The 24,689-nt window shown below is 69.8% G+C and carries 22 protein-coding genes; 8 read left to right on the top strand and 14 right to left on the bottom strand.

Annotated features, from left to right (window positions below):
• Nucleotides 1–337 precede the first annotated feature (337 nt).
• The 8 genes from DL991_RS17140 to DL991_RS17105 form a co-directional block, all read right to left on the bottom strand.
• The gene (locus tag DL991_RS17140; RefSeq protein ID WP_125785317.1) at nucleotides 338–2,266 is read right to left on the bottom strand and encodes a penicillin-binding protein 2; all 1,929 of its coding nucleotides are present in this window, start codon (nucleotides 2,264–2,266) and stop codon (nucleotides 338–340) included.
• A complete protein-coding gene (locus tag DL991_RS17135; protein WP_125785316.1) occupies nucleotides 2,266–2,976 on the bottom strand; it encodes a hypothetical protein in 711 nt (236 codons plus the stop codon). Before DL991_RS17135 ends, DL991_RS17140 begins: the two co-directional genes overlap by 1 nt.
• The gene (rsmH, locus tag DL991_RS17130; protein ID WP_125785315.1) at nucleotides 2,973–3,932 is read right to left on the bottom strand and encodes a 16S rRNA (cytosine(1402)-N(4))-methyltransferase RsmH; all 960 of its coding nucleotides are present in this window, start codon (nucleotides 3,930–3,932) and stop codon (nucleotides 2,973–2,975) included. Before rsmH ends, DL991_RS17135 begins: the two co-directional genes overlap by 4 nt.
• A gap of 204 nt (nucleotides 3,933–4,136) precedes the next feature.
• On the bottom strand, nucleotides 4,137–4,568 hold the full coding sequence (gene mraZ, locus DL991_RS17125) for a division/cell wall cluster transcriptional repressor MraZ (protein WP_005156436.1): 432 nt from the start codon (nucleotides 4,566–4,568) through the stop codon (nucleotides 4,137–4,139).
• Between the two features lie 504 nt (nucleotides 4,569–5,072).
• A complete protein-coding gene (locus DL991_RS17120) occupies nucleotides 5,073–5,825 on the bottom strand; it encodes an ESX secretion-associated protein EspG (protein ID WP_125785314.1) in 753 nt (250 codons plus the stop codon).
• The gene (locus tag DL991_RS17115; protein WP_125785313.1) at nucleotides 5,822–6,400 is read right to left on the bottom strand and encodes a PPE domain-containing protein; all 579 of its coding nucleotides are present in this window, start codon (nucleotides 6,398–6,400) and stop codon (nucleotides 5,822–5,824) included. The genes DL991_RS17120 and DL991_RS17115 overlap by 4 nt, the downstream gene beginning before the upstream one ends.
• A 19-nt stretch (nucleotides 6,401–6,419) precedes the next feature.
• Nucleotides 6,420–6,965, bottom strand: a complete 546-nt coding sequence (locus tag DL991_RS17110) for a DUF3558 domain-containing protein (RefSeq protein WP_199746544.1) — start codon at nucleotides 6,963–6,965, stop codon at nucleotides 6,420–6,422.
• 4 nt (nucleotides 6,966–6,969) lie between these two features.
• Entirely contained in the window at nucleotides 6,970–7,323 is a 354-nt protein-coding gene (locus DL991_RS17105) for a hypothetical protein (RefSeq protein WP_125785312.1), read from the bottom strand.
• Nucleotides 7,324–7,608: 285 nt separating this feature from the next.
• On the opposite strand from DL991_RS17105, the gene DL991_RS17100 reads away from it, so the two are divergent.
• The 3 genes from DL991_RS17100 to DL991_RS17090 are packed head-to-tail and all read left to right on the top strand — an operon-like array spanning nucleotide 7,609 to nucleotide 12,501.
• Entirely contained in the window at nucleotides 7,609–8,700 is a 1,092-nt protein-coding gene (locus DL991_RS17100) for a MoxR family ATPase (RefSeq protein ID WP_199746543.1), read from the top strand.
• 19 nt (nucleotides 8,701–8,719) lie between these two features.
• The gene (locus tag DL991_RS17095) at nucleotides 8,720–9,994 is read left to right on the top strand and encodes a DUF58 domain-containing protein (RefSeq protein WP_125785311.1); all 1,275 of its coding nucleotides are present in this window, start codon (nucleotides 8,720–8,722) and stop codon (nucleotides 9,992–9,994) included.
• Nucleotides 9,991–12,501, top strand: a complete 2,511-nt coding sequence (locus DL991_RS17090; RefSeq protein ID WP_125785310.1) for a DUF3488 and transglutaminase-like domain-containing protein — start codon at nucleotides 9,991–9,993, stop codon at nucleotides 12,499–12,501. Before DL991_RS17095 ends, DL991_RS17090 begins: the two co-directional genes overlap by 4 nt.
• Nucleotides 12,502–12,847: 346 nt before the next feature.
• Here the strand turns inward: DL991_RS17090 and DL991_RS17085 are convergent, their stop codons facing one another.
• The 3 genes from DL991_RS17085 to DL991_RS17075 form a co-directional block, all read right to left on the bottom strand.
• On the bottom strand, nucleotides 12,848–13,264 hold the full coding sequence (locus tag DL991_RS17085) for a DUF3040 domain-containing protein (protein ID WP_125785309.1): 417 nt from the start codon (nucleotides 13,262–13,264) through the stop codon (nucleotides 12,848–12,850).
• A 197-nt stretch (nucleotides 13,265–13,461) separates the two neighbouring features.
• A complete protein-coding gene (dinB, locus tag DL991_RS17080) occupies nucleotides 13,462–14,679 on the bottom strand; it encodes a DNA polymerase IV (protein WP_125785509.1) in 1,218 nt (405 codons plus the stop codon).
• Nucleotides 14,680–14,904: 225 nt separating this feature from the next.
• The gene (locus tag DL991_RS17075) at nucleotides 14,905–15,636 is read right to left on the bottom strand and encodes a methyltransferase domain-containing protein (RefSeq protein WP_125785308.1); all 732 of its coding nucleotides are present in this window, start codon (nucleotides 15,634–15,636) and stop codon (nucleotides 14,905–14,907) included.
• 109 nt (nucleotides 15,637–15,745) lie between these two features.
• Between DL991_RS17075 and DL991_RS17070 the strand changes: the two genes are divergently transcribed.
• The 5 genes from DL991_RS17070 (at nucleotide 15,746) to DL991_RS17050 (ending at nucleotide 20,587) form a co-directional block, all read left to right on the top strand.
• On the top strand, nucleotides 15,746–16,612 hold the full coding sequence (locus DL991_RS17070) for a ParA family protein (protein ID WP_125785307.1): 867 nt from the start codon (nucleotides 15,746–15,748) through the stop codon (nucleotides 16,610–16,612).
• Between the two features lie 6 nt (nucleotides 16,613–16,618).
• The gene (locus tag DL991_RS17065; protein WP_125785306.1) at nucleotides 16,619–17,422 is read left to right on the top strand and encodes a DNA-formamidopyrimidine glycosylase family protein; all 804 of its coding nucleotides are present in this window, start codon (nucleotides 16,619–16,621) and stop codon (nucleotides 17,420–17,422) included.
• 126 nt (nucleotides 17,423–17,548) lie between these two features.
• On the top strand, nucleotides 17,549–18,598 hold the full coding sequence (gene add, locus DL991_RS17060; protein ID WP_125785305.1) for an adenosine deaminase: 1,050 nt from the start codon (nucleotides 17,549–17,551) through the stop codon (nucleotides 18,596–18,598).
• A gap of 355 nt (nucleotides 18,599–18,953) precedes the next feature.
• Nucleotides 18,954–19,514 carry a GNAT family N-acetyltransferase gene (locus DL991_RS17055; RefSeq protein WP_125785304.1) on the top strand — a complete coding sequence of 187 codons (561 nt, stop codon included), beginning with the start codon at nucleotides 18,954–18,956 and terminating at the stop codon, nucleotides 19,512–19,514.
• Nucleotides 19,515–19,537: 23 nt separating this feature from the next.
• Complete coding sequence (locus tag DL991_RS17050; RefSeq protein WP_125785303.1) at nucleotides 19,538–20,587, top strand: quinone-dependent dihydroorotate dehydrogenase; 1,050 nt, start codon at nucleotides 19,538–19,540, stop codon at nucleotides 20,585–20,587.
• Here DL991_RS17050 and DL991_RS17045 read toward each other — a convergent pair.
• The 3 genes from DL991_RS17045 to DL991_RS17035 form a co-directional block, all read right to left on the bottom strand.
• Nucleotides 20,547–22,181 carry an amidase family protein gene (locus DL991_RS17045; RefSeq protein ID WP_125785302.1) on the bottom strand — a complete coding sequence of 545 codons (1,635 nt, stop codon included), beginning with the start codon at nucleotides 22,179–22,181 and terminating at the stop codon, nucleotides 20,547–20,549. The genes DL991_RS17050 and DL991_RS17045 overlap by 41 nt on opposite strands.
• Nucleotides 22,182–22,606: 425 nt before the next feature.
• A complete protein-coding gene (locus tag DL991_RS17040; RefSeq protein ID WP_125785301.1) occupies nucleotides 22,607–23,590 on the bottom strand; it encodes a hypothetical protein in 984 nt (327 codons plus the stop codon).
• Nucleotides 23,591–23,664: 74 nt separating this feature from the next.
• On the bottom strand, nucleotides 23,665–24,510 hold the full coding sequence (locus DL991_RS17035) for a PspA/IM30 family protein (RefSeq protein WP_125785300.1): 846 nt from the start codon (nucleotides 24,508–24,510) through the stop codon (nucleotides 23,665–23,667).
• Nucleotides 24,511–24,689 lie beyond the last annotated feature (179 nt).

Below are 24,689 nucleotides of genomic sequence, written 5' to 3'. Positions count from 1 at the left end.
CGGGCTGTCCGGGACCTGGGCAGCCGTCGCGCCGGACCCGCTTTCGACGGCGGGACCGCTGCGGGGATCTGAAGTAGGCACCGACACAGCAAAGGAGGTTACCGGCGCGGCATTCGGGTGACTGAAGCGGTGCGGTGTGTGCACGCGACGATCACGCCCGTGGTAATGGGTTTCGTGAGCTCTCCTTGGCACGCAAGGGCTTCCGACTGTCGTTTGAGGACAGCCGCGGTGAGCGGGTTCGGGTGCGGGTGGTCGTGAGTGGCGATTCGGGTTAGAACCCGAATCGCCACTCACGACCAACCCGACCCACGCCCTCCGCAGGGGAACACGCCCACCGTCAGGAGAGCACCAGCGGAACCTGGGGCGACGGGCCGTCCGAAAGCGGGATCTGGAACCGCTGCGCCAGGTACGCGGCCACCGAGTGGAACAGCGGCGCGGCCGAGAGTCCTTGCTGCAGGGTGGCGTCCGGGGCGTCGAGCCGGATGCCGACCACGAACCGCGGGTTGTCGGCGGGCAGGATCCCGGCGAAGGTGATGTTGTACAAGTGGTTGCTGTACGTCTTCGTCTGCGGGTCGACCTGCTGGCCGGTGCCCGTCTTGCCCGAGATCTGATAGCCCTCCAGCGCCGCCTTCGGCCCGGTGCCGCTCTGCTGCCCGCGGCCCTTCTGCGTGACGGCGCGCATCATCTCGCGCACGGTCTTCGCCGCCTGGGGGCTGATGACCTGGACGGTCTTCGGCGCCGGTTCGGGAACGAGTGTCCCGTCCGGGTTGACCTTCGCCTTGACCACCCGGGGTTCCACGCGGAGCCCGTCGTTCGCGATGGCCTGGTACATCCCGGCCATCTGCACGACCGTCATCGAAAGCCCCTGCCCGATCGGCAGGTTCCCGAAGGTCGTGGCCGACCACTGGTTGCGCGGCGGGACGACGCCCGGGCTCTCGCCGGGGAGGCCGAGGCCCGTGCGCTGGCCGAGGCCGAACTTCTTGAGCAGGTCCGCGTACCGGTCCTCGCCGAGCTTCTGCGCCAGCAACAGGGTTCCGACGTTCGACGACTTCGCGAAGATGCCGGTGGTGGTGAACTGCTGCGTGCCGTGATGCCAGGCGTCCTTGACGATCTTGTCCGCGACCTGCAGTGAACCCGGCACCGCCTGCGCCGACTCCGGCGTGGTGATGCCCGCGTCGATCGCGCCCGCGGCGGTGACGATCTTGTTCACCGAACCGGGTTCGAACGGGGTGGTCACCGCGCGGTTGTTCAGGTTCTCCGTCTCACTGCGCGAAGCCGGATCGTTGAGGTTGACGGTCTTGTCGTTGGCCAGCGCGTAGACCTCGCCGGTCTTCGAGTCCATGATGACCGCCTGGCCGCCCTTGGCCTTCGACTTGGCGACGTACTCGCTCAGCTGCCGCTGCAGTTCGTACTGCAGGTCGGTGTCGATCGTGAGCTGCAGGTCCGAACCGGGGACGGCGTTCTGGATGTCCCGTTCGGTGCCGGGGATGACAAGGTTGTCGTTGCCGTTCCGGGTGTTGACGATCTTGCGGCCCGGCGTTCCGGCGAGGTCGTTGTCGCGCGAGGCCTCGAGACCGTAGCCACCGTGCAGGTTGTGCTTGGAGACGTCCTGATCGTCGGTGCGCCAGTTCGCGTAGCCGACGATGTTCGCGCCCACCGAGTCACCGGGGTACTCCCGCTTCGAGCGCTTCTCGACGCTGATCCACGCGTATTCCTTGACGATCGCTTCGGCGACCGACGGTTCGATGTCGTGGACCAGGTACGTGAACCCGTCGGGCTTGTGGAACTTGTCCAGCAGTTCCTGCTCGGTGATCACCCCGGGCAGTTTGGCCGCGATGAGCTTCGCCGCGCCCGCCACCTCGGTCTCGAAGTTCTTGCCCTTGGTCGGGTTCTTCGCGGCGAAGTCGTTCATCGTCTTGTGGAGCCAGTTCAGGCTCACCGCGAGCGTCCGCACCTCGACACTGAACGCGATCTTCGTCCCGTTGCGGTCCAGGATGGACCCGCGCTGCGCGGGACTTTCGATCACCGACGTCCGCTGCCGTTCCGCCGCCTCGGACAGCGCGCCCGCCTCGAACCACTGCACCTGCACCAGTTTGAGGCCGGCGAGCACCATCACGACGATCAACAGGATCCGGACGCCGGTGAACCGGCTCGGATTCCCGCCGTTTCCCCGCCGTGCGGTGGCACGGCGGGTCCCGGCGGCGTAGGTCCGCCGCGCGCTGCCCGCCGACCGCGCCCTTGCCTGCGCCGGACGGCCGGGCGACATCACTGACCTCCCTGCGCCGGGGCCGCCGCGTTCTCCTGCGGTACCGCGGGCTGGTCGCCTTCGTACGGAGTGCCCTGCTGCGTGCCCTCGGCGGGCGGAGGCGCCGTCGAGTCGGCCGACGTGGGGGGCGCCTCGCCTTCGGCCTTCTTCGGCTCACCGACCACAGTGGACTGTCCGTCCGGGCCGACCACGATATGCGCGGGGTCGCCGCCGGGCACCATGCCCAGTTCCCTGGCCTTGGGCGCCAGCGATGCGGGCGACTCGGCCTTCGCGACCTCGCGCTGCAACCGTTCCTTCGCCTCGGCGAGCCCGGCGTTGGTCGTGCGGAGCTGTTCGAGCCGGTACGAATCGGCGATGGCCTGCGTGGTCAGCCACAGCGTGCACGCCACGCCGACGGCCAGCATGCCCATCATCATCAACACGAACGACGCGCGCGAACGCGGCCAGCGCAGCTTGAGCTTCTTCGGCTCTTCCTTGCCCGCGCCGCTTTCGGCGTCGGGACGGTTGCGTTGCTGGTCTCGCTGCAGCAGGTCGGCGCGCTGGGCGCGGCGGGCGTAGGCGCGTTCGGCGGCCGACGTGCGACCGCGCGAGGCGCGAGTGGAGGTCGTGGTCTCGGTGGCGTCCGTTGTCTCGTCGACCGTGCTGGTCGCGCGGGCACGCCGTCCGGGCGCCGGTGTCCGGCGGCCGCGGGACTTCGCGGGAGCGGTCATCGTGCTCGGTCTCCGATCCGTTCGGCGGCTCGCAGCCGCACGGAGGCGGCCCGTGTGTTCTGTTCGGTCTCCGCCTCGCCGGCCTTCTCGGCCCCTCTGGTGAGCAGTTTCAGTTCCGGGCCGTGGCCCGGCAGTTCCACCGGAAGCCCTTCCGGCGTCCGGGATTTCGCCAGTTCCGCGAAGGCCTGCTTGACCAGCCTGTCCTCGAGGGACTGATAGGACTCCACGACGATCCGGCCGCCGACGGCGAGGCAGGACAGCGCGCGCGGCATCGCCCGCCGCAGCACCTCCAGTTCGCCGTTGACCTCGATCCGCAACGCCTGGAACGTGCGCTTCGCCGGATGCCCGCCGGTGCGCCTGCTCGCCGCGGGGACCGCGTCGTACAGCAGTTCCACCAGCCGCCCGCTGCGCGTGAAGGGTTCCTTCTCTCGTTCCGCCACAACGGCTTTGACGATCCGCTTGGCGAATCGTTCCTCGCCGTAGTCGCGCAGGATCCGGATCAGCTCGCCGGGGGCGTAGGTGTTGAGCACGTCGGCCGCGGTGATCCCCGTGGTCGGGTCCATCCGCATGTCGAGCGGGGAATCCTTGGAGTAGGCGAAACCACGCTCGGCGCGGTCCAGCTGCATCGAGGAGACGCCGAGGTCGAACAGGATCCCGTCCACTCTGGACAGTCCGAGACCGTGCAGCGCGGACGGCATCTCGTCGTAGACGGCGTGCACGAAGTCGACGCGATCACCGTGCGGCGCAAGGCGTTCCGCGGAGAGTTCCAGCGCGTTGGGGTCACGGTCGAGTGCGACGAGGCGCAGTGCGGGGAACGCGGTGAGCAGCGCGTCGGAGTGACCGCCGAGACCGACGGTCGCGTCGACCAGCACGGCCTCGCGGTCGGAGAAGACCGGCGCGAACAGCTCCACGATACGGTCGAGAAGCACCGGAACGTGCTCGTGTTCGTCTGCCATGTCTTCCCCCCTTTCCTGTAGTGCCGGGGAAGATGCCGGATGCCGTCAGGTCCCTGTCCGCCCGCCTGCTGACCTGGTACCGGGGAAGGTGTACCAGGGCCACTGAGCGGACAGAGGCCTCACGGCATCCGTGTGGACGGTTCCCAGCGTGTCCGAGGTATGAACCCGCGCCCCCCGACGGCGTGGGTGCTTCCTCGGTCACGTCTAGAAGACGCCCGGCAGAACTTCCTCTCGAGCCTTCGCGTAGCTGTCCTCGTGTTCGTCCAGGTAGCCCTGCCACGCTTGGGCGTCCCAGATCTCCAGCCTGGTGATCGCCCCGATCACCACGCACTCCTTGTTCAGCCCGGCATAGCGTCGGAGCTCGGACGCGATCGCGATACGTCCTTGCCCGTCCGGGCGTTGTTCGTCCGTCCCGGCGAAGAGATAACGCTGGTAGGCCCGGACCGCCTCGTTCGTGAACGGGGCGTCGGCGACCTTCCTCGCCATCTGCTCGAACTCGGCCCGGGGAAAGACGAAGAGACAGTGATCCTGTCCCTTGGTGACCATCAGCCCACCGGCGAGCGCGTCGCGGAACTTCGCGGGCAGCGTGAGCCGCCCTTTGTCGTCCAGTTTCGGGGTGTGGGTGCCGAGGAACACCGGCTCCACCTCCCTACCGATCCAGGCTGCGAACAACCAAGCTCGGCCACGGGGCTCCCTTCTGCCCCACTGCGCACCACCGTACCCCACTTTTCACCACAGTCAACGCGTCAAAAGCCGCGACCACTCCGTCGTGTCAGGCGTTTTCGCTGGTCAGCCAGGTGGGGCCAGGTGGGGGCTTGGTGGGGGACGGTGGCCAAGATCCCCCTGGGCGGGTATCGAAGCAACCTCATTCATGCCTGATGCGTCCGGATATCGGCCGCCGGAACCCTGCTGTGGGGCGGAATGGGGGTGAAAGTGGGGAATCCGGTGGAGCGTGGTGGGGACACTGTGGAGGGTGACGACGTCGGTTCATCCGATGACATGTCGACAAAGGACCCTCGGCGACGACTTGTCCGCCGGGTCCGCGGTGCGCCCAATGTGGCATCGGGGACGTTCAGTGACTCCAATGTCACATTGGGGGCACCTCACACTCGCGAGTCCCGTGGCGACCGGGCTCCAGGTCTAGCGGTCCGGGTCCAGCAGCGAAGCGAGACGCGCGGCCAGCCGCGGACCGTCCACAGGGGACACAGTGACCCATGCCTGCCCGCCCCGGCCTTCGGTCTGCGCCGCGCAGTACGCGCCGACGTCGGTGTCGAACCAGGTCAGTCCGCCGGCCCGGTGTGCGCGGCCGTCGCGGTCCCGGGTCCGCACGGTGAACTGGCCCGCGCTGTAGACCGGCCGGGCCTGGATCGCGAGCACCTCGCGCAGCTGACTGTCCGAAGCCGACGAGCGTCCGCCGTCGCCGAACACCGGATCCTCCAGGTCACCGCCGAAGCGCGCGGCGGGCAGACTGATCCCGTAGCCGGGGCCGGGCCGCAGCTCTGGCAGGACGTCGACGATCGCGGCGAACACCTCGCCGTCGCCGATCCCGGAAAGCGCGATGGTCTGTTCCGGCTGGGTGGCCAGTACGCCGTGCCGTCCGCGCGCGGCCGCGACCGCGCGGAAGGGCGCTTCGGCCGTCATGTCGGCCAGCGCCTCGCATTCGACGTAGACCTCGGCGCGGGCGAGCAGGTCCAGCCGCGCTTCCAGGGCGGTGTCGAGCCGGTCCCCGTCAAAAAGGCCTCGTTCGGTGAGGTTTTCGTAGACCGCCTCGCGGATCTCGGCGCGTTCCGCTTCCGTGGCGCCGACGCTGCGGACGGACAGCGGCCAGGGCGGGGCCGCGTGTCCCAGGTCGGACCAGAGGACGTCGAACGCCGACGCGGAAACGCGGATCAAGACCGCCCCAGCTCGGGCGGCTTCCCGAAGGAGACCTGCGGAGTCAGCGAACGCAGTGAGGCATCGCGGGTGTTCATGACGTCGACGGCCTTGCGCCGGGCCTCTTCGGCTTCCGCGTGCTTGGCCTCCATCTCGTCGGCGAGCGCGGCGAGGAGCGCGAGGTTCCCGCGGGCGGCGGCGCCGCGGATCATCGCGCCCGGGTCGTAGTCCACCGGCGGCGGCATGTCGGCGCGGGCCCGCGCGGCCGCCTCGGCCTGTCCGGCGACGGCCTTCCCGAGCGCGGACGAGAGGTCCGCGGACCAGGCCAGCCAGCCGGACGCCTTGGCCAGTACGCCGCGGAGCGCGTCGCCCGCTTCCCCTCGCCAGTTCTCTTCGCTGCTGCCGACCAGTCCGGCGAGTTCCGACGTCGCGTCGTTCATGCGCAGGGCGAGCGCGTCCCAGGCGGCGCCGATGCCGCCCGCCGCCTCGGGGTCGTTGCCCGCTTCGACTTCGGCGGCCAGCGCCTCGTGGCTGTAGGCCTCGTACCGCGTGGCCGCGACCGGGACCTCACGTCCCGGCGTCTCTCCTTCAGGCACGGCAGTTCTCCTAAGGCTGCTAAGGCAGTTTGGGTTCGGCCAATCCCGCCACCTGCACCGCGCGCTCGCAGGCGAGCGGGGTGTCGGTGAAGTTCGTGTTGCTCACGTCGATCTGGACGCTCGCCTTCTCCCCCATGCCGAGCAGGACCGCGCAGGTCCCGTCGGCGGCCTTCTTGTCGGCGACCTTGAGCGCGTCCCGGCCGCCGACCTTGGTCTTGGTGGCGGTCTTGCGCGCGACTTCGAGGTCCGTCAGGCCGTTGCGCTCGTCCACGGTGATGGTGACGCCGAAGGTCGCGGGCACCGTCCAGTCGCAGGCGCGGGCGCCGTTGATCTCCTTCGCGACGCCGAGCACGTTGATCCCGGCCGTCGACCGGTCCTGCGGGCCGAGCAGCGCGCACGGGTCGACCCCGCGATCCGGCGCGGGCGCCGAAGACGACGGAGCCGGGCCCGGGCCGTCCGCGGCGGCCGGAATCTTCGCCTGGCCTGCCGCCCCTTGCCCGCAGGCGGACACGGTCATGACGGCGAGCGCGCCGCAGAGGGCGAGAAGAGGGAGGCGGGAGCTCATGGGTTCAGCCGCCGACACAGTCCACGTCCGCCGCCGCTTGTTCATCCTGCCGGGTGTACCGGGCCAGAGCCTTCTCGATCCGGTTCTTGAGCGCCTCGAGTTCCTTGCCGAACGCCGTCAGCGCCTCGACCGCGGAGCCTTCGGCGCCGATCCCGTACTGCGCCATGAACTTTCCGACCTCGTCCGCGTATCCCCCGCCGAGGGGAACCGTGCGGCCGAGGACCTTCGCCTCGCGGACCATCTGGCCGACCACGTCTTGCAGGGCGGAGATCTTCGCGTGGGCGTCGGCTGCCAGCTCCGGCGCGACCGCGAATCCGCTCAGGTCGAACCTGGGTTTGGCGGTGCTCACCTCGCTCATATGCGATTACGCCTCTCCGTAGTCGAGCGACCTCGCACCGGAGCATACGACAAAACCCGGCGTCAGCGGGAGCACCCGAAAACGCGCTCAGCTCACCCGATCGAGGTAAAGTCTCCGGTTGCACAGAGTCATCGACTGGGGTTGGCGGGGTTCCCCCCAAGAGTTCGCCCGAGTTTGACACACTTCGTGGGAGGCTGACCGCTGCCCGGGGCATCGCCCGGGCGTTGAAAAGCTGGCCTTCAGCAGACCCAGCGGACATCCAGCCACGCGGCATCAGGAGGTCGAGTGACGTCGAGAATCCAGTCTGCGACGCCCGGCGAACAGCAGGGCGAGCAGGCAACCGGGCAAGCGCCGTACCCCACGGCCGCCGGCTCGGTCAGCGGCCGGCAGAACGGCCGTGCGAGCAGCAGAGCTTCGCTCGACGAACTGCACGAGACCGCGCGGCGGATCGCCGCCAACGTGGAGCGGGTACTGGTCGGCAAACCCGACGTCATCCGCATCGCGCTCGTGACCCTGCTCGCCGAAGGCCACCTCCTCGTCGAGGACGTCCCCGGGGTCGGCAAGACCTCGCTGGCGAAGGCGCTGGCCCGCTCGATCGACTGCACCGTCAGCCGGATCCAGTTCACCCCCGACCTGTTGCCCAGCGACGTCACCGGGGTGTCCATCTACAACCGGCAGAGCGGCGGGTTCGAGTTCCGGCCCGGTCCGGTGTTCGCGAACATCGTGGTCGGCGACGAGATCAACCGCGCCTCGCCGAAGACGCAGTCGGCGCTGCTCGAATGCATGGAAGAGCACCAGGTCACCGTCGACACCTCGACGTACCACCTCGAAGAGCCGTTCATGGTGATCGCCACCCAGAACCCCATCGAGATGGAGGGCACCTACGCGCTGCCCGAGGCCCAGCGGGACCGGTTCACCGCGCGGGTGTCCATCGGCTACCCCGACCAGCAGGCCGAGCTGGCCATGGTCGACGAGCACGCCGGGCACAACCCGCTTGCCGATCTCGAGCCCGTGTCCGACCGTGAGTCGGTGCAGCGGCTGATCGAGACGGTGCGGGCGGTGCACATGTCGCCGGAGATCCGCAAGTACGCCGTCGAGCTGGTGTCCGCGACCCGTCAGGTGCCGGAGATCCGCCTCGGCGCCTCGCCGCGGGCGACCCTGCAGCTGGTCCGCGCCTCCCGCGCGCAGGCCGCGCTGTCCGGCCGCGAGTTCGTCGTCCCGGACGATCTGCACACGGTCGCGGTCCCGGTGCTGGCGCATCGCATGGTGCTCACCACGGAGGCGCACGCGGCTCGCCGGTCGGCCACCGACGTGGTCCGCGCGATCCTGCACCGCGTTCCCGTCCCGCAGGGCTCGTCGGGCACGAACCACCGCTGAGTAGAAGGAATACGGGGCCATGCTGCGTGCTCTGTCCGGCCTGACCACACGCGGCCGCTGCCTCCTCGCCGCCGGCGTCGCCGCGGCGGCTTGTTCGTTCGTGCTCAACGAACGGGATCTGCTGCGGGTCGCGGTGTTCGTCATCGCCCTGCCGCTGCTGGTCGCCTTCTTCATCTCGGCGACCCGGCTGCGGCTGGGCGCGGCCCGCTCGCTGCGCCCGGAGCGGGTCTCGGTCGGCTCGCCGGGCGAGGTCCAGCTCGAACTCTGGCGCGACGGCAGGCTCCCGGCCGGCGAGGTGCTGCTCGAAGACGGTGTGCCGTACGCGCTGGGTTCGCGGCCGCGGTTCGTCGTCGAACGGCTCCCCCACGATCGCCGCGTCGCGCTGCGGTATCCGCTTCAGCCGGTGCTGCGGGGTATCCAGCAGGTCGGCCCGCTGCGGGCGACGATCACCGACCCGTTCGGACTGTGCGAGTTCGAACGTGAGCTGATCGGGCATTCCCGGCTGGTCGTCGTGCCGAAGGTGGTCGGCCTGTGGGGGCTGCCCAGCGGTGCCGGGATCGGGGCCGGCGACGACGGCAGCATCCGCCTGCACGCCGGACAGGGCGAGGCGGACGTGATCGTCCGGCAGTACCGCCAGGGCGACGACCTGCGGAAGGTCCACTGGCGCTCCACCGCCCGCCGCGACGAGATCATGGTGCGCGTCGAGGAACGGCCCTGGCGTGGCGGCACGACGGTGCTGCTGGATCACCGCGCGGCCGCGCACCACGGCACCGGTCCCGCCGCGAGCCTCGAATGGGCCGTCTCGTTCGCCGCTTCCGTGGGCCTGCACCTGCGCCGCTCCGGTCACCGCGTCCGGCTGATCACCGAACACGGCCAGACCCTGGCCGACACCCCCGGCGAGGGTGGCGAGCACTACGACAACGTCGTGCTCGACGTCCTCGCCGCGCTCCAGCCCGCGCACCAGCGCGACATCACCCTCGGCCACGACCCGGCCGAAGGACAGGAACTCATCGCCGTGCTCGGCACCGTCAGCAACGAATCCGTGCACGAGCTGTCCCGGTACCGCCCGCGCGGGATCCGGAGCCTCGCCGTGCTGCTCGACACCCCCGGCTGGTCCTCCGGCGTCAACCGCCCGGAGAACCGCGCCGCCGCCACCGAGGAGTCGGTCGCGCTGCTGCGCGCCGCGGGCTGGGGCGTCGTCGTCGCCGGCCCCGGATCGTCGATGCAGCAGGTGTGGGCCGAGCTGTGCCAGACGGCCACCCGCCGGGGCACCCTGATCGGAGGCGGCCTGTGACCGCGACCGCGCCACCCCGCCCGCACACCCCCCGCCCGCGTCCCGAAGCGCCGCCGCCGCTCTGGACGAGCAGTGTGCTCGCCCCGGTCGCCGCCGGACTCGCCACGCTGTTCGCCTCGACCTCGCTCACCGGCGTCGTCTCCGGCTGGGCGTGGTTCGGCTACCTGCTGGTCGCCGTCGTGCTGATCGCCTCCACCGGGCTCGCCCTGCGGTCGCTGCGCGCGCCGACCATCGTCGTCGGCCTGGCGCAGCTGCTGGTACTGCTGTTCCTGATCACCGGGGCGTTCACCACCAGCGGGATCCTGAAGATCATCCCCGGGCCGGACGCACTCGAAGAACTGCGCGGCGTACTCGCCGCGGCGGCCGAACAGATCCGCGTCGGACTGCCCCCGATCGAGGGCACGCCGCCGATCCTCTGCCTGGTCACCATCGCGATCGGCCTGGTCGCCGTCCTGGTCGACACGCTGGCCGTGGCCGCCGCCGCGCCCGCCGCGACCGGCTTGGTCCTGCTGTGCGTGTACGCCGTCCCGGCGGCGCTGGCCGAGGACATGTTGCCGTGGTGGACGTTCCTGCTGGGCGCGGCCGCGTTCGCCGGGCTGCTCGCCGTCGACGGCAACCACCGGCACCGCCGCTGGCGCAACCGCGAGGCACCGGGGCTGGGCAATTCGGCGAGCACGTTGTCCGCGCCTGTCGGCGTGGTCGCCGCGGCGATCGCGATGGGCCTGGTGATCGGCACGGCCGTCACCGGGATCGGCACGGTCGGCAAACTCCCAGGCGCCGAGGGAACCGGCCGCGGCGGCGCGGGCGGCTTCGGTGTCGAGCCGTTCACCCAGCTGCGCGGCCTGCTCGACCAGGGCGAGAACGTGGAACTGTTCAAGGTCTACGGGATGGGCGCGGACAAACGCCTGCTCCGCGCCTTCACCCTCGACACGTACACCCCGAACAAGGGCTGGGGGCTGGCGCAGAACGGCCGCGCCCAGCAGGGGGTGCAGGCCAACAAAGGCCTCCCGCCCGCTCCCGGCGACGACGGCGCCGGCCCCGCGCGGGACATCCGGATCGAGCCGACGAACTGGGTCGACAACTGGCTGCCGATCTACGGCGCGCCGCGGTCGATCAACGGACTGGCCGACAACTGGCTGTACGACCCGGTCGGTGGTGCCGTGTTCACCACGACCAAGCAGAACGCGCCCGCCTACACCGAGACGGCGTCGATCAAGGAGCCGTCGAAGGACCAGCTCCGGCTCGACGACCCCCGCCTCGCCGAGGTACCGCAGCAGTTCGTCCAGGTCGACCGAGTCGATCCCCGGGTCGTCGCCAAGGCCAAGCAGCTGACGGAGAACGAGTCCAACAACTTCGACAAGGCGCAGGCGATCTGGTCGTTCTTCACCGCGCAGAACGGCTTCGTCTACGACACCAAGACCGCCGACGCCACCGACTCCGACGCGCTCGCCGACTTCATCCTCAACGGCAAACGCGGATTCTGCGAGCAGTACGCGTCCGCGATGGCCGTGATGCTGCGGTCGGTCGGCATCCCGTCGCGAGTCGCCATCGGCTTCACCTCCGGGACCCCGAAGGGCGACTACCTCTCGATCAGCTCCGAGGACGCGCACGCGTGGGTCGAGGTCTACTTCCAGACGAAGGGCTGGGTCAGCTTCGACCCGACCCCGCTGCTCGACGGCCGCGCGGTCGTCCCGCCGTATCTGCAGACCGACACCAGCAGCTCCGCGACCAACGACACCCAGGAAGTGCCGAGCGCGCCCGCGTCGAGCGCCCCCGCCACCGGCACGCCCCGCGACCCGGGCGCGGACCTCGGCGCGGACGGCGATGGTGATCAGCAGGAGGAAGAGCCGCTGTGGCCCGCGATCCTCGCCGGGATCCTCGGTGGCTTGGCGGCCGCGCTGACGGTGGTCGCGATCGTGCGGTCCCGGTTGAGATACCGGGCGCTGATGCGGCCTGGGGCCTCCTCGGCCGCGGACCGCGAGGACAACGGGTTCCTGGACAACCAGAACGTGACGAACTGGCTGCCGCTGATCGCGATCGGCCTGTGGGTCGCGGCGTTCGCCTTCCTGGCGGCCTGGGTGTCGTGGTGGTTCGCGCTGGCGCTGGTGGTCGTCCTCGGCGTGTTCGGGACGCCCACGACGATCCGGGAGATCAAGCGGCGGCTGCGGCTGCAGAAGATCGCGTCCCACTCTCCCGCCGCGGCCGACGCGGCGTGGCGGGAACTGATGGACGAATGCGCGGACCGCGGCCTGCCGCTGTCCGACGGCGACACGGTGCGGGTGGCGGGCCGGAAGGTCGTCGAGAAGCACCGCCTGGACGAGGACGGCCGCACCGGCCTGCGGACCGTCATCGGCGTCGTGGAGAAGTCCTGGTACTCGGACCTGCCGGCGGACGACCAGGAGCTGGGCCCGGCCTTCGACGAGGTGCGCAAGAGCCTGAAACGGAACGCGCCCATGTCGTGGAAGGGCCGCCTGTTCCCGCGGTCGCTGCGGCGAGGGAAGAAGTAGGCCGCTCCTCGTACAGGGCGGCCCCCTTCTTGCGCTGGGCACAGGGCTGAAGGTCAGAGTCGACGATGTTCAGGTACCCGTGATGGGTGAGCCGGTATCGCGAGTCCGTGAAGGACTCCAGTCTGGCGCTCACGGGAGTTTTCACGGCTCTGGGGATGCCATCAGACTTCGGCGCCGGGCCATCGGAAGCACTGAAGGAGCCGCCCGCTCCCCCTCACGCCGGGCTGGGGTTCCGGTGGTCGTGAGTGGCGATTCGGGTTCTAACCCGAATCGCCACTCACGACGTACTTCAACGCGAACATGCCGACGAGGCACCGCCTCGTCGGCATGTTCGCGTGTGTGAGAGCTACTGCTCCTCGAAGCGCTGGCGGAAGCGCTCTTCCATGCGCTGGGTGAAGGAGCTCCGGCGCGGGGACGACTTGCCGCCGCCACCTCCGCCGGCCCCTGGGCCACCGCTGTCCTTACCGCCTTCCGTTTCGGCTCCTTGCCGAATCGATGTGACGGCCATCATGACTCCGAAGAACATCACGAGGAACCCGAGCACGCTGATCACTGGGATTTCGGCGACCCGGATGTTGACCACCACGCCGAGCACCAACAGTGCGACGCCCACTACGAACAGGGCGATGCCCTGCAAACGCCGTCGGCGGGCGGGGCGGCGCAACCGGGTGCCTCGCACCGTGGATGCGAACTTGGGGTCCTCGGCATAGAGCTCGCGCTCGATTTGATCGAGCAGCCGCTGCTCATGCTCGGAGAGTGGCATCTTTCCTCCTCCGGCACAGCTGTCGCGGGCGCCGGGCCGCGCAACGTCATGGACCCAACAGACAACCCCAGGCGGGGTGTCTCTGTCCAGGATACGAGCCCCGCGCTCGTCCGACTACCCGATCCCGTATCCAGAAGGGATCAAATTGGCCGAAACCACCCGACGCGGCTCTCTCGAAGACGGCCGAGCGGCCGATGTCACTGGTCACGGGGGGTCAGCAGTGACGCCGGCCGCACCGCGCCGTCACCGAACTTGGACCTCGCGACGTCGGCGGCGAGTTCCGCATCCCGCCAACGGGGTTCCGGTGAGTCGAAAAGCAGCTGTTCTCCATCACTCTCCGTGTCCAATCCCTCGACTCTTACGCCGATCAGGCGGACTGCGCCCGTCGGCGCGTGCTCGGCGAGGAGCTCGACGGCGGTGCGGTGGATGTCGCGGGCCACGTCCACCGGTACGGCGGTTGTCCTGGCGCGGGTGATGGTCTTGAAATCCGCGAACCGGACCTTGATCGACACCGTCCGCCCGCGCACCCCGCGGCGGCGCAGGGTGGCGGCCACGCGTTCCGACAACCGAAGCAGTTCCAGCCCGAGCGCGGAGCGGTCGTGGAGGTCGACGTCGAAGGTCACTTCGGCGCCGATCGACTTGTCCGGCGTCTCCGGGACGACCTCGCGCTCGTCGTGGCCGCGCGCGAGCGCGAACAGGTGCTCCCCCAACGCCCGTCCGAGCGATCGCCTCAGCCTGGGCAGCGGGGCGGCGGCGACGTCGGCGATGGTGTCGAGGCCCTGCTGGCGCAGGTGCTCCTCGGTGCGCTTGCCGACGCCCCACAGTGCCGACACCGGCAGCGGGTGCAGGAACGCGAGCGTCTCGGCCGCGGGAACGACGACCATGCCGTCCGGTTTCGCCATCCCGGACGCCAGTTTGGCGACGAACTTGACCTTCGCGACGCCGACCGAGCAGCTGATCCCGAAGTCCGCGGCGACCCGCTCCCGGATCCAGGCGCCAAGCCGGGCGGGTGAGGAATCCAGCCGTTTGAGCGCCCCGCTGACGTCCAGGAAGGCCTCGTCCAGGCTCAGCGGCTCCACCAGCGGCGTCAGCTCGCGGAAGATCCCCATGACCCCCTTCGACACCTCGCCGTACAGCCCCGGTGTCGGGGTGATGCAGATCAGCTGCGGGCAGAGCCGTTTGGCGGTCGAGAACGGCATGGCCGACCGCACGCCGAACTCGCGCGCCGCGTAGCTCGCGGCCGCCACGACCGACCTCGGGCCGCCGCCGGAGACGACCACGGGCTTCCCCACCAGCTCCGGTCGCGTGCGCAGCTCACAGGACACGAAGAAGGCGTCCATGTCGACGTGCAGCAGACCGCAGCCGGTGTCGTCGGGCCAAGTGGTGGCCCCGGTCGTCACCCGGTAGCGGGCCATCCCGCCGGGCAGTTCAGCGTTTCTTCCCACAGGCAGAAGCTAGCCCGGACCACCGACAGTCTCGTGAGTGGTTAGGACGGTTCTATTGAGAGGTAAGGCAAACGTGGCGTGTCGCGCGCCGATGTTCCACGACCGGAGGCCTGGCCTCACAGCCGTCCCAGCGTCACCAGGGATCACACCCGACCTGCCGTACCACTCAATAACCGTCCTGGCCACTCACGAGGGTCAGGGGCGGTGGGCCAGGAAGTGCAGCCTGCTGGAGATGTCCCGCAGCGGCGGAACCGACGCCGCCGCCAGCTCGAACTCCGCCAGCTCCTCTTCCCGCACCCCGCCGGGCACGAAGTCCGCCACGACGCCGTCGCCCTGGAGCGAAGTCACCTCGAGCCCCACGTCGATCAGCTGCGCGCGGAGGGCCTCGGCGTCGAAGCGCCGCAGCACGGTCTCCCGGCCGCCGCCGAGCACGCCGCTCTCCGCCGCGAGCAGTTCCCGTGCCTCGCCGAGCCGTCCGGCCAGCGCACGCTGCAGGATCGCGGCGTGGCGGTTCGCCACCAGCACCGAGACCGCGCCGCCGGGTTTGACCGCCGCGGCCAGCGCGGCGAGCACCAGCGCCGGGTCGTCGACGACTTCGAGCAGCCCGTGCGCGAGGACGAGGTCGGCCGAGCCGTCCGCGACGTGGGCTCCGAGCGCGTCGGAGTCGTCGGCGATCACCGTGATGCTGCCGGAGACGCCCTCCTCCTCGGCGCGGCGGCGCAGGGTCGCCAGCGCGTTGGGGTTCGGCTCGACGACGGTCACCAGGCAGCCCGCCGAGGCGAGCGGCACCGCCCAGCCGCCGCTGCCGCCGCCTACGTCGACGACGTGCGGCTGTTGCGCGCCTCGCGCCCGTGCGGCCCGGAGTTCTGCTTCGAGAACCCGGCGAACCGCCCCCGATCCCCGCGTGGCCACGGTGTCCGTCTTCATAAACGCACAGGGTAATGCCCGCCTTCCGGGCGCCGCCGGGTGTAGTCCGATGCGGTGTTCGACACCTTGCCAAGGAGCCACCCCGCCGACTGCCCGTAGGCTGTATCGAGTGCACACGGTCGCTGTTCTCAGCCTGAAGGGTGGCGTCGGTAAAACGACGGTCGCCCTCGGTGTCGCGTCCGCCGCGCTGCGTAGGGGCGCCCGGACCCTTGTGGCCGACCTCGACCCGCAAGGCAACGCCACCACCTCGCTGGACCCGCCCCTCACCGATCGCACGCTGGCCGACGTCCTGGAGACGCCGGTGCGCTCGGTGCTCGAACGAGCGATCGCGCCCAGCGTGTGGAGCGACCGGATCGACGTCCTCGTCGGCGCCGAAGAGCTCGAAATGCTCAACGAACCCGACGCCGACAACCGTCGCCTGGAGAATCTCTCCCGCGCGCTCGACGAACTGCACACGAACCCGCTGCGCGAGGAACCCTACGAACTGGTGATCCTCGACTGCCCGCCGTCGCTGGGCAGACTGACCCGCTCCGCGCTGGTGGCCGCGGACAGCGCCCTGATCGTCACCGAGCCGACGATGTACGCCGTCTCCGGCGCCCGCCGCGCGCTCGAGGCGATCGAGAAGATCCGCGAGGAGCAGAACCCGGGGCTGCGGCCGATCGGTGTCGTGGTCAACAAGCTCCGCGTGCGTTCCTACGAGCACCAGTTCCGCGTGGCCGAACTGCGGGAGAACTTCGGCCCGCTGGTGATGCCGACGGCCATCCCGGACAGGCTCGCGGTGCAGCAGGCCCAAGGCGCGTGCAGCCCGATCCACGAATGGCACTCCCCCGGCGCGCAGGAGATCGCGCTCACCTTCAACATGGTGCTGGCGAAGGTCCTGCGCTCGAGCCGGGCCGGACGGCATCGCGTCCGCGGCGACGAGGATCCGGAGACCACCGAAAAGCCCGCCAAGCTGAGCGACACCGGCACGGGCTGACGGCCGATGCCCGAAGGCGACACAGTCTTCCTCGCCGGCAAGGTCCTCGACAAGGCACTGGCCGGGAAGACCTTGCTGCGAGGCGAGTTCAGGGTCCCTCAGCTGGCCACGACGGATCTCGCCGGCCGTGACGTGCTCGGCGTCGGCACGGTCGGCAAACATCTGCTGACGCGGTTCTCCGACGGGATCACGTTGCACAGCCACCTGCGGATGGACGGCAAGTGGGACGTCTACCGGGCGGGCGCGCGCTGGCGCAACCCGGCGCATCAGGCGAGGGTCATCCTCGCCACCGAGGATCTGCAGGCGATCGGTTTCCGCGTGCACGACCTCGAACTCGTGCCCACGGACGAGGAAGACCGGCTGGTCGGCCACCTCGGCCCGGATCTGCTCGATCCACAATGGACGGACGAACTTGTCGAGCAGGCGGCGACCGCACTGGCCGCGGACCCGGATCGCGAACTGGGCGATGCCTTGCTGGATCAGCGGATCATGGCGGGGATCGGCAACATGTACAAGGTCGAGATGTGCTTCCTGCTCGGCGTCACACCATGGACGCAGGTGTCCGAAGTGGACCCGGCGAAGGCCGTCGCGCTCGGGCGCAAGCTGCTGAAGACCAACGCGTGGCGCACCTCGCAGACCACCACCGGCGATCTGCGCCGCGGCCGTGAACACTGGGTCTACGAACGGACCAAACAAGGCTGCTTCCGCTGCGGCGGACCGCTCCGGGTCGCGTCCCAGGGTGCCGGGCACCAGGCGAGGCCGACCTGGTTCTGCCCGCGATGCCAGTCCGGACCCGCTCCGAGCCGCTAAGCTGGCCTGGTGACGCTCTTCAAGCTCCCGCTCTACGGGGCCGACACCGAACGCGGCGACCTCGCTCCCTGAGCCGTCCGCTTCCTCCGCACGTCACCTTCACTTCTTTCCCCAGGGAGCTCTGTCATGCCCGGAATCCTCACGGGCGAGGCGCTGCGCGCGTTCGTGCACGCCCTGCCGAAGGTCGAACTCCACGTCCATCTCGTCGGTTCGGCGAGCCTGCCCACGGTGCTGGAACTGGCAAGGCGCCGCCCGTCCGCGGGGGTGCCGACCGACCCCGCGGCGCTCGCCGAGTTCTTCACCTTCCGCGATTTCCCGCATTTCCTCCGCAACTACCTGGCGGTGACGTCGCTGGTGCGCGACGCCCGCGACATCCACACGCTCGTCACCGGGCTGGCGGCCGATCTGGCCGCGCAGAACGCCCGCTACGCCGAAGTGACCGTGACGCCGTACAACCACGTGCTCGACGGGATGTCGACGGACGATCTCCTCACCGGTCTGGCCACCGGACGGGCGGCGGCACGGGCGGACCACGGGGTGGAACTGGCCTGGTGCTTCGACATTCCCGGTGAGAAGGGGATCGTCGCCGGCCGTGAGACGGTCGTGTTCGCGCTCCGCGAACGCCCCGAAGGCCTGGTGTCCTTCGGTCTCGGGGGACCCGAGGTCGGCGTCGGCCGCGCGCAGTTCGCCCCGTTCTTCACCACGGCCAGGGAGGCGGGGCTGCACAGCGTCCCGCACGCGGGCGAGACCACCGGGCCCGCCACCGTCTGGTCCGCGGTGCACGATCTGGGCGCCGAGCGGATCGGGCACGGCGTCGGCGCGCACACCGATCCGGCGCTACTGGAATACCTTGCCGTGCAACGGATCCCGCTGGAGGTCTGCCCCACGTCGAATGTCCGGACGGGACAGTTCGCCTCGGTCGCGGCGCATCCCGTGCGGCGGCTGCTCGACCACGGCGTGGTGGTCACGCTCAACACCGACGATCCGCCGATGTTCGGCGCCACCCTCGACGGCGAGTACGTCGCGGTCGCCGAAACGCTGGGCCTGAACGCGACCGAAATCGCCCGGTTCGCGAAGAACGCCGTGGAGGCGTCTTTTCTGCCTTCGGCGGACAAGGCCGTCCTTGTGACGGAGATCGAAGAAAACTTGTTGCAGGACCCCGAAGTCCTCGCATAGCGTGGCGGTACACGAGAGAGGAGGTGGTCCAAAGTTGTATTCCAACAGGACTCGTGAGGTGACTGTCCGCTAGCGGACTGCACGCGTAGGACTTTTGAGCAGCGATACAACGCAAGTTGGAGCCACCTTCGGCTCGTCGTCTCTGCTTCGCGTGATGCCTGATAGCGAATACCAGGCAGTCACCGGGCCCCCGAGGTTCCCGAGCACCGGTCCGGCTCGGGCCCGGCCGCCGATTCCGGCGTCCGGGAGCCACCTCGGGGGTACCCCTATTTCCGGGTGTGCCGCCTGCCGTCCCGAAGGACCGTCCGCCGCAATTCCGTCCCCAGGAACCTCGTCGACTGGATAGCCTGACGCCATGCTGAGGCCCGATTTCCCGATCATCACCCAGCGCCTGACCCTCCGCGCCTTCACCCCGGCGGATCTCGACGAACTCAACTCCTTCCAGTCCCGCGCCGACGTCGCCCGCTACCTCTACTGGGGCCCGCGCAGCCGGGCCGAATCCGCCGCCGCGCTCGCCAAACGGGTGCACAGCAGCAGCCTGTCGAAGGAAGGCCAGTTCCTCGCGGTGGCCGCGGAACTGACCGAGACCGGGCAGCTGATCGGCGACCTGAACCTCGAATACCTCAGCCGCGAGAAGCGCCAGGGCGAGATCGGCTTCGTCTTCCACCCCGACCACCACGGCAAGGGGCTCGCCGCCGAAGCCGCCGTCGAAGTACTCCGGCTCGGCTTCGAAGATCTCGGGCTCCACCGGATCATCGGCCGCTGCGACGGCCGCAACACCGCCTCGACCGCGCTGATGGAACGCCTCGGCATGCAGAAGGAGGCACACCTGCGGCACAACGAACTGGTCAAGGGTGAATGGTGTGACGAACTCGTCTTCGCGATGCTCGAAGACGAGTGGAAGGCGAGCCGCTAGCGGCGACCAGGCATGATGGGGCCGTGCTCTTCGACAAGATCGTCCGCCCCGCTCTCTACCGGGTCTCCGGCAGCGACCCCGAAACCGTGCACGAACGCACCATCGGCACGCTCGCCAGGCTGAGCCGGGTCTCCCCCGCGCTCGGCGCGCTCGGCCGCGTCTACCGGACGGACGATCCGGTCACCTTCCTCGGTCTCCGCTTCCCGAACCGGGTCGGCCTCGCCGCCGGGATGGACAAGAACGGCCGCGCGCTGCACGCGTGGCCCGCGCTCGGCTTCGGTTTCGTCGAGGTCGGCACGGTCACCCGGTATCCGCAGCCGGGCAACGACAAACCGAGGCTGTTCACCCTCGCCGAGACCGACGCGGTGATCAACCGGATGGGCTTCAACAACGAGGGCGCCGAAGCGCTCGCCGCCCGTCTGGCCGCGGGCGGGAAGCCGCCGGTGCCGCTCGGCGTCAGCATCGGAAAGTCCAAGGTGACCCCGCTCGACGAGGCCGTCGAGGACTACCGGTTTTCGCTGCGGGCGCTGTACCCGTACGCCGACTACTTCGCGATCAACGTCAGTTCCCCGAACACGCCGGGACTGCGGGCGTTGCAGGACAAATCCGCGCTGGCCGAACTGCTTTCCGAACTCCGGAAGACCTCGGCAGAGCTCGCCGGCGACGCGAAGCCGACGCCGGTGCTGGTGAAGGTCGCCCCCGACCTCACCGACGAAGCGCTCGCGGAACTGCTGGAGGTCTGCCTCGAACACGGTGTCGCCGGGCTGATCGCGACCAACACGACCTTGTCCCGTGAAGGGATCGCTCCGCCCGAGGCCGCCGTCGGTGAGCAGGCGGGCGGTCTGTCCGGCCGCCCGCTCACCGCGCGCTCGGTCGAGGTGGTGCGGTTCGTGCACGACGAAACCGGCGGCAAGCTGCCGATCATCGGCGTCGGCGGGATCTTCGACGCCGGTGCCGCCGCACGGATGCTCGACGCCGGCGCCGGTCTCGTCCAGCTCTACACCGGTTTCGCCCTGCACGGTCCCGGTCTGGTCAAGCGGGTCGCCCGAGGTCTCGCGGCCCGGCCGTACTGACGAACCTCAGGTAGGCACGCCAGCACTGGTACTTCGTCAGCTCCATCGCGTTCCCCGTGGCGGCCTGGTCGCACAGGACGGCCATCGGCGTCTCCCCGTTCTCCAGCCGGATCCGGCCGAGGACGAACGGGGCGGGCAGCGTGGCCGCGAAGGCACCGAGAGCGGCGGGCGAGAGCCGCCAGCGTTCACCCGAAAGCATCGTGTGCTCGCCCATGGCGTCCACCGGCACCACCCCAGGCTGCGGCGGATCGGACGGCAGCAACACCATCCGGTAGCCCTCGCCGGTCTGGACCAGCCCGGTGAACCGCGCCCCCGCGGCGACCAACCGCCCGTTCAACGGCTGCCCGCGCAGATGCGCGCCGAACACCACGAGATCCGCACCCGGTGTGGGATAAGGGAAGTCGGCCTGTTCGTCGGTGAGCACGGCGGCGAGGTCGATGGCGACCTGGTCGTCGAACGGCCGTACCACCACCGAAACCCCGTACGGCCCGAGATCCGAGGGAGACGCCGGCACCGTGACGGCGGCGAGGTCGAGCAGGTTGACGAAAGCCGTGAAGCGCTCCAGGCGTTTCGTGACACCTTCCGGATCGGACAGCGCCTCGGCGACCTCGGGATGGTCGGCGACGGTCGGGAGGACCAAGGCGTCGTACTCGGACAGCATCCGGAGCGCGATCATCCCGGCCTCGGCGACGCGCTGCCTGTCCGCGGTGAAGCCGTCGTCGTGGATCAGCTCGCCCACCGACAGCAGTGCCGAGACCTCCACCGGCTCCACCAGCGCCCCGGACGCCCGCAGCGCCGAAACCGCGCCGAGGAAGGCCGACCGTGATTGAAGCGAAAGACCGGTGAGGGCGTCGGAGCCGGGAATCGCCACGCGCGGCCGATCCCCCGCGGACAACCGGACGTCCGGCGGCCAATCCCTGGCGAGCGGGTCGATCCCGTCGGGGCCGGTCATCAGCCCCAGCGCGCGCTGGCCCAGCGTGAGACTGCGCGAGAACAGGGAGATCCCGGCGCACGGCGCGGCGCCCGTCTTGGGCACGAGGCCCAAGGTCGGCTTCAGCCCGACGATCCCGTTGAGCGACGCGGGCACGCGGCCCGCTCCCGCCGTATCCGTGCCGACCGCCAGATCGACCAGCCCGAGCGCGACGGCGACGGCCGCGCCACTGCTCGCGCTTCCGGACACGCGGGCGGTGTTCAGTGCGGCGCTCACGCCGCCGTACGGGCTGTGGGTGTGCTCGAGGTCGCTGCCGAACCGATCGCAGTTGGTCTTGCCGATCACCACCGCCCCGGCCGTGGTCAGCCGGGACACCGAGGTGGCGCCGACACAGCAGACGTCCTCCCCCGCTGTCGGCAGACCGGCGACGTCGAGCACATCGGCGACCGCTATCAGGGTTCCGGCGAGCGGCAGGTCCACACCCGCGCGAACGCGCTCATCGACCGCTTTGGCGTCGACGAGGGTGTCTTCCACGGGGCGGAGGGTGATCCATACGTCGGGCCGGTCGACCTCGGCGATCCGGTCGTAGGCCGCTATGACGCGTTGGTAGGAATTGGGAGGCGAGGCTGGGGTCGGTTCTGGTTCCGGGGGGAGCGTCGTCACTGGGCGTCCTTTCCTCGGTGGGGACGAGAAAGACCACTGCGCGAGATCCACTGTGTCCGGTCCGCCACCCTGGGACGCCCGCTCACGCGGGCTGGGTTCAGGCCCGAGCTGGGAAGAGCACTGCGTGCATGTAAGAAACGTTAAGCATCGCGGGTTGCCGCCACCAGCGGTTTCGGGTTACGCGAGCATTTCGGTATCACACAGTGAGCGAGTCGTTACGCAATGGAGTATTAGCGACGACGAATGGGACGATGGTCCAGGAAAGCGCCTGCTCAGGACGGCTCTCCTAGGCGAGAGTACGCCGGCGCCCGCGCCTAGAGGCCCACCTTGAAGTCCGTGAAGGCCTCCTTAAGGGACCCTGGGTCCCTCAAGGAGGCCTTCACGGACTTGAGCAGGCAAGGGGCCACGGGGCGCAGGCCGTACTGTCAGGAGAGCTCGCGCAGCGCCATGGCCAGTCCGGCGAGCTTGTCGGTCGCGTCGGACAGCTGCTCCTTGGACGACGTCATGCCGTCCGAGCTCGCGGCGACGGTGTGCCCGGCGGCCGCGACGAGACCGCCGTAACCGTCGAGACCGTCGTCGAGCTGTTCGCGCAGTTGCTTGATGGCGGCGTCGAGGGCGCCCCGTTCGCGCTCGGGCGCGGCGTCCCGTCCGCGCTCGATGGCCTGGATCCGGCCCGCCAGCCCGCGCAGGGCCTGCGCGGCCTCCGCGGCGGTGGTCCGGGCGTCCGCGACGGCGATCTCCGACACCGGCATGGTGCCGAGCGACGTCGGCTGCGAAAGCTGGCGAAGCAGCTCCGTCAGCGAAGCCTCGCTCTCGGCGAGGCGCTCCATCGGCTCACGCGCCACGGACCGAGCCGGAGGCAGCGGAGGCGGAGCGGCGGGCGCGGCGGGCAGCACGGTGCGCTTGAGTTCCCGCAGCCGCAGTCCCGAGCGGACGCCGAAGGTGCCGAAGACGATGGTGAACGCGCCGCCCGCGATGGCCTGGAGGATGTCGGCCTCGCCCGACTTCAGCAGGCCGGTGCCCGCGACGACGGCGAATAGTCCACAAAGGATGGTGAGGAGGATCCAGAACGTCATCGCGCGGGAGGTCCGGCGCTTGCGTCGCTCCAGTTTGGCGGCCGGCTCGTTCCAGCGGGCCCATTTGGCCTTCGCGTCGGCCACGACCGGGATCTGGCCCGCGGCCATCGACGTCAGCTGCTGCGAGATCTTCGGCATGGCGGGCATCGGCGGCATCTGCGGGCGCGGCTTGGGCGGCGCCGGCCGAGCGGGCCGCGAAGACCCCTGCTCGGAGGGCGGGATGTAGCGCTGCAGCTTCTCCTGCGCGCGCTGGGCGTAGTCGGGCAGCTTTTCGATGTGTTTCTCAAGCTTGGCGGTGAACTCCCCGAAGTCCTTGCGCCTGCCCTGGCCCATTGCCCTCGCCCCTGTCGTCAGTATGAGACCGGTCCCGCACCCCGCGGGGTGCGGGACCGGCTCTAGGTGGTGTGTCAGGCGGGGTTCTTGCCCTGTTCGGCCTGAACCCGAGCCTGGATCTCACGCTGGATGTCCGCGGAGCCCGACGCCTTCGGCGCCGCGGCGGCGGTCTTGCCGTCCGTCACCTGAGCGACGGAGTCGCCCTTCATGGACGCACGGATCTGCTCCAGGCGGGAGTGCCCCGCGAGCTGCGTGGTGGAGGCCTGGACCTCCATCATCCGGCCCTGGACGGAGTTCTGTGCGAGTTCGGCCGAGCCGAGCGCGGTGGTGTAGCGCTTCTCGATCTTGTCGCGAACGTCTTCCAGTGACGGGGTGTTGCCCGGCGCCGCCAGCTCGCTCATCTGGTTCAGCGAAGCGGAGACCTGCTCCTGCATCTTCGCCTGCTCCAGCTGCGAGAGCAGCTTGGTGCGCTCGGCCAGTTTCTGCTGCAACATGGTCGCGTTGCGCTCGACGGCCTTCTTCGCCTGCGCCGCAGCCTGGAGCGACTGGTCGTGCAGGGTCTTCAGGTCCTCGATGCTCTGCTCGGCGGTGACGAGCTGCGCGGCGAAACTCTCCGCGGCGTTCTCGAACTCGGTCGCCTTCTGCTCGTCGCCCTTGGCGCGCGCCTCGTCGGCGAGCACCAATGCCTGGCGGGTCGAGGCCTGGAGCTTCTCGACGTCGCCGAGCTGGCGGTTCAGCTTCATCTCCAGCTGGCGCTGGTTACCGATCACCGAGGCGGCCTGCTGGGTCAGCGACTGGTGATTGCGCTGCGCCTCCTCGATGGCCTGCTGGATCTGTACCTTCGGGTCGGCGTGCTCGTCGATCTTCGACGAGAACGCCGCCATCATGTACTTCCAGAACTTCACGAACGGGTTGGCCATCTCCTCCGCCTGCCTTCTCGCATCCCACGGGCTGTTACCTCGAGGTGGGGCGTCCCCTCTGTGATGTTGCAACGTCCCGACCCCGGCGTTGAGTTCCATCGTGTCAGGTCGGCGTCCCGCGTTCCAGGCGACCCCGACGGAATTCAGGGATCCCCCTGACTGTGATGTCCGCGACCTTT

Source organism: Amycolatopsis sp. WAC 01375 (assembly GCF_003947325.1).
In the GTDB taxonomy this organism is placed as follows: Bacteria; Actinomycetota; Actinomycetes; order Mycobacteriales; family Pseudonocardiaceae; genus Amycolatopsis.
The sequence above is the reverse complement of the archived record's forward strand: the minus strand, read 5'-3'. Positions and strand labels throughout refer to the sequence as shown.

Bases quoted from the DNA above. Each gene is read 5' to 3' on its own strand.
- DL991_RS17140 (WP_125785317.1), bottom strand. From the start codon at position 2,266: ATGTCGCCCGGCCGTCCGGCGCAGGCAAGGGCGCGGTCGGCGGGCAGC.
- DL991_RS17135 (WP_125785316.1), bottom strand. From the start codon at position 2,976: ATGACCGCTCCCGCGAAGTCCCGCGGCCGCCGGACACCGGCGCCCGGA.
- rsmH (WP_125785315.1), bottom strand. From the start codon at position 3,932: ATGGCAGACGAACACGAGCACGTTCCGGTGCTTCTCGACCGTATCGTG.
- DL991_RS17110 (WP_199746544.1), bottom strand. From the start codon at position 6,965: ATGAGCTCCCGCCTCCCTCTTCTCGCCCTCTGCGGCGCGCTCGCCGTC.
- DL991_RS17105 (WP_125785312.1), bottom strand. From the start codon at position 7,323: ATGAGCGAGGTGAGCACCGCCAAACCCAGGTTCGACCTGAGCGGATTC.
- DL991_RS17095 (WP_125785311.1), top strand. From the start codon at position 8,720: ATGCTGCGTGCTCTGTCCGGCCTGACCACACGCGGCCGCTGCCTCCTC.
- DL991_RS17085 (WP_125785309.1), bottom strand. From the start codon at position 13,264: ATGCCACTCTCCGAGCATGAGCAGCGGCTGCTCGATCAAATCGAGCGC.
- dinB (WP_125785509.1), bottom strand. From the start codon at position 14,679: ATGGCCCGCTACCGGGTGACGACCGGGGCCACCACTTGGCCCGACGAC.
- DL991_RS17075 (WP_125785308.1), bottom strand. From the start codon at position 15,636: ATGAAGACGGACACCGTGGCCACGCGGGGATCGGGGGCGGTTCGCCGG.
- DL991_RS17065 (WP_125785306.1), top strand. From the start codon at position 16,619: ATGCCCGAAGGCGACACAGTCTTCCTCGCCGGCAAGGTCCTCGACAAG.
- add (WP_125785305.1), top strand. From the start codon at position 17,549: ATGCCCGGAATCCTCACGGGCGAGGCGCTGCGCGCGTTCGTGCACGCC.
- DL991_RS17055 (WP_125785304.1), top strand. From the start codon at position 18,954: ATGCTGAGGCCCGATTTCCCGATCATCACCCAGCGCCTGACCCTCCGC.
- DL991_RS17040 (WP_125785301.1), bottom strand. From the start codon at position 23,590: ATGGGCCAGGGCAGGCGCAAGGACTTCGGGGAGTTCACCGCCAAGCTT.
- DL991_RS17035 (WP_125785300.1), bottom strand. From the start codon at position 24,510: ATGGCCAACCCGTTCGTGAAGTTCTGGAAGTACATGATGGCGGCGTTC.